The 3,271-nt window shown below is 64.1% G+C and carries 1 protein-coding gene; it reads left to right on the top strand.

Features of this window, described 5'->3' with window-relative positions; all coding sequences use genetic code 11:
* On the top strand, positions 1-3,271 hold a 3,271-nt coding region (locus tag H663_RS40700), incomplete at both ends, for an Ig-like domain-containing protein (RefSeq protein WP_240620602.1).

Raw genomic sequence — 3,271 nt, 5'->3', positions numbered from 1 at the left:
AAGCACGGGGAGTACAAGCACGGGAAGCACAAGCACGGGGAGCACAAGCACGGGGAGTACAAGCACGGGGAGTACAAGCACGGGGAGTACAAGCACGGGGAGCACAAGCACGGGGAGTACAAGCACGGGGAGCACCAGCACGGGGAGCACCAGCACGGGGAGCACAAGCACGGGCAGCACCAGCGGGGGCAGCTCGGCCACGGGCAATACGTCCAACAGCGGCACAAACTCATCCACCGGCAGCGGCACAGGCACAGGCACAGGCACCCCAACCGGCAACAACAGCAGCACAGCCACGTCAACAGGCGCCACATCCACCAGCCCGGCCCCCACAGACAGCACCCCACCCACCATCACCATCACGGCCAACAAAACCGTGCTGGCACCACTTGACACAGCGACGGTGCAGTTCACGCTCAGTGAAGCCAGCGCAGATTTCAGCCTGGACGACATCACCGTGCTCGGTGGCACGCTGAGCCAATTTCAGGGCAGTGGCAACAGCTACACGGCCATTCTCACGCCCAGCACCAGCAACACCAGCGCCTTGGTGTTCGTCACCAGCGACCGCTTCAGCGATGCCACTGGCAACTTCAACCAGGACGGTGGCGACGTGAACAACGCGCTGCCTTTCAAGGTGAACAACGCCGTGGTCACCCCGCCCCCCGTGGCACCCCTGCCGCCCACAGCGCAGTTGAGCAGCCTGAGCGACAGTGGCCTGCAAGGCGACCGGATCACCCAAAACAGCACGCCCACCCTGAGCGGCACGGGCACGCCCGGTCACGCCATCACGGTCCGAGACGCCACAGGTCAAATGCTGGCCAGCGCCACCGTGCAAGCCAATGGCAGCTGGCAAGCCACCCCTGCGCAAGCCTTGCCGCAAGGCCTCAACGCCTTGCAAGTTGTGGCCACCAGCCCATTGGGTCTGAACAGCCCCGCCACCCCTTTGTCCATCACAGTGGACACGGTGGCGCCCACCGTCACCATCGGTGCGCTGCAAACCACGCTCAAAGCGGGCGAGTCCACCACGGTGACCTTCACCCTGAGCGAAAGCAGCCAGGATTTCAGCCTGGCCGATGTCACCGCCATTGGCGGCAGCTTGAGCCAGCTTCAAGGCGGCGGCCAAAATTACAGCGCCACCTTCACCCCGGCATCTGGCAGCACCAGTGCATTGCTGTACGTGGCCAGCGAACGATTCACCGATGCGGCAGGCAATTTCAACCAGGACAAAGGCGATCTGAAAAACCTCTTGTCCTTGAGCGTGAGCCAGGTGCCCCCCGCCTTGCCACCCGTGCGGCCAACCCTCACCTTGAGCACCGCCAGCGACAGCGGCCTGGTGGGCGACAGCATCACCAACATCGACAAACCCAGCTTCAGCGGCACAGGCACCCCGGGTGACACCATCCGGCTGAGCCTGGCGAGCACCGGCGAAGTTCTGGTGACCACGGTGGCCAGCAATGGCACCTGGAGCGCCACACCGAGCCAGGCCATCGGCAGTGGCACCGTGAGCGTCACCGCCACCAATGCCGCCGGACTGGTCAGCACCGAGCAAACACTGGCGCTGGTCATCGACAAAAGCATCAACACGCCCGTTCTCAGCCTGGTGTGTGACAGTGGCAGCAACTCGGCCGACGCCATCAGCCAATCGGGCGCACTGCAGGTGTCCGCCGATGCGGGCAGCCGCCTGGAATACAGCACCAATGGCCTGATCTGGAGCAGCACTTTTGTGCCCGTGGAAGGCAGCAATTTGGTGAGCGTTCGGGCCACCGACGTCGCGGGCAACGTGGCCACCGCCAGCGCCTTGCGCTTCACCCTCGACACCACTGCGCCCGTGGCACCCACGCTGGCTTTGGCCTGCGACAGCGGCGTCAGTGCCACCGACCTGATCAGCAACAACGGCGCACTCAGCGTCATTGCCGAAGCTGGTGCCACCTTGCAATACAGCACGAACGGTAGCAATTGGGGCAGCACCTTCACTGCGCTTGAGGGTGCCAACACTGTTCAAGTGCGGGCCGTGGATGCCGCAGGCAATACAGGCCCGGCCAGCAGCCTGGGCTTCACCCTCGACAAAACCATCGCCACGCCCACGCTCAGCCTGGTGTGTGACAGCGGTGCCAGCGTCTCGGACGCCATAACCCGCAATGGGGCCGTCAGCGTGAATGCGCCATCCAGTGCATCGCTCCAATACAGCACCAACGGCAGCAGCTGGGCCACGACCTTTGCCGCCATCGAAGGCACGAACAGCGTGCAAGTGCGCGCCACCGACGCCGCAGGCAATGTGGCCACATCCACCCCCCTGAGCTTCACGCTCGACACCCAAACGGCCGCCTTCAGCGTGGCTTTGGTGTGTGACAGCGGCGCTTTGGCCACCGACGGCATCAGCAAAGCCCCGGCTTTGGTCGTCACCGGCACCGAAGCTGGTGCCACTGTGGAATACAGCAGCAACGGTGCAGTGTGGTCCAGCACCTACAGTGCGGTGGAAGGCCTGAACAGCGTGCAAGTGCGGGTGACGGACACCGCAGGCAACCCACGTACACAAAATTTCAGCTTCACGCTCGACAGCACCGCCCCCGGCGCACCGGTGCTCACCCTGACCTGCGACAGCGGTGCCAGCGCCACCGACCTGATCAGCAGCAACGGCGCGCTCAGCGTCATGGCCGAGGCTGGCGCTACCTTGCAATACAGCACCGACGGCACATCTTGGGCCAGCACCTTTGCAGCGCTTGAGGGCAACAACACCGTCAAAGTGCGCGCAGTCGATGCTGCAGGCAATGCTGGCCCAGCCAGCAACCTGGGCTTCACACTCGACAAAACCATCGCCACGCCCACGCTGACCTTGGTCTGCGACAGCGGCACCAGCGCTGTGGATACCATCACCCGCAATGGGGCCATCAGCGTGAATGCCGAAACGGGTGCCGCTCTCCAATACAGCACCAACGGCAGCAGCTGGGCCACGACCTTTGCAGCCATCGAAGGCACCAACACCGTGCAAGTGCGGGCCACCGACGCTGCAGGCAATGTCGCCACCTCTGCGCCCCTGAGCTTCACCCTCGACACCCAAACGCCCGCCTTCACTGTGGCCTTGGTGTGTGACAGCGGCGCTTCTGGCGCTGACAGCATCAGCAAATCATCGGCGCTGGTGGTCACCGGTGCCGAAACTGGTGCCACTGTTGAATACAGCAGCAACGGGACCGTCTGGGCCAGCACCTACGCCGCCACCGAAGGCGCAAACAGTGTGCAAGTGCGGGTCACGGACACCGCAGGCAACCAGCGG

This window comes from Limnohabitans planktonicus II-D5 (assembly GCF_001270065.2).
Taxonomy (GTDB): domain Bacteria; phylum Pseudomonadota; class Gammaproteobacteria; order Burkholderiales; family Burkholderiaceae_C; genus Limnohabitans_A; species Limnohabitans_A planktonicus.
Note: the sequence above shows the minus strand (reverse complement) of the source record. Positions and strands in the feature narration are given on the sequence as shown.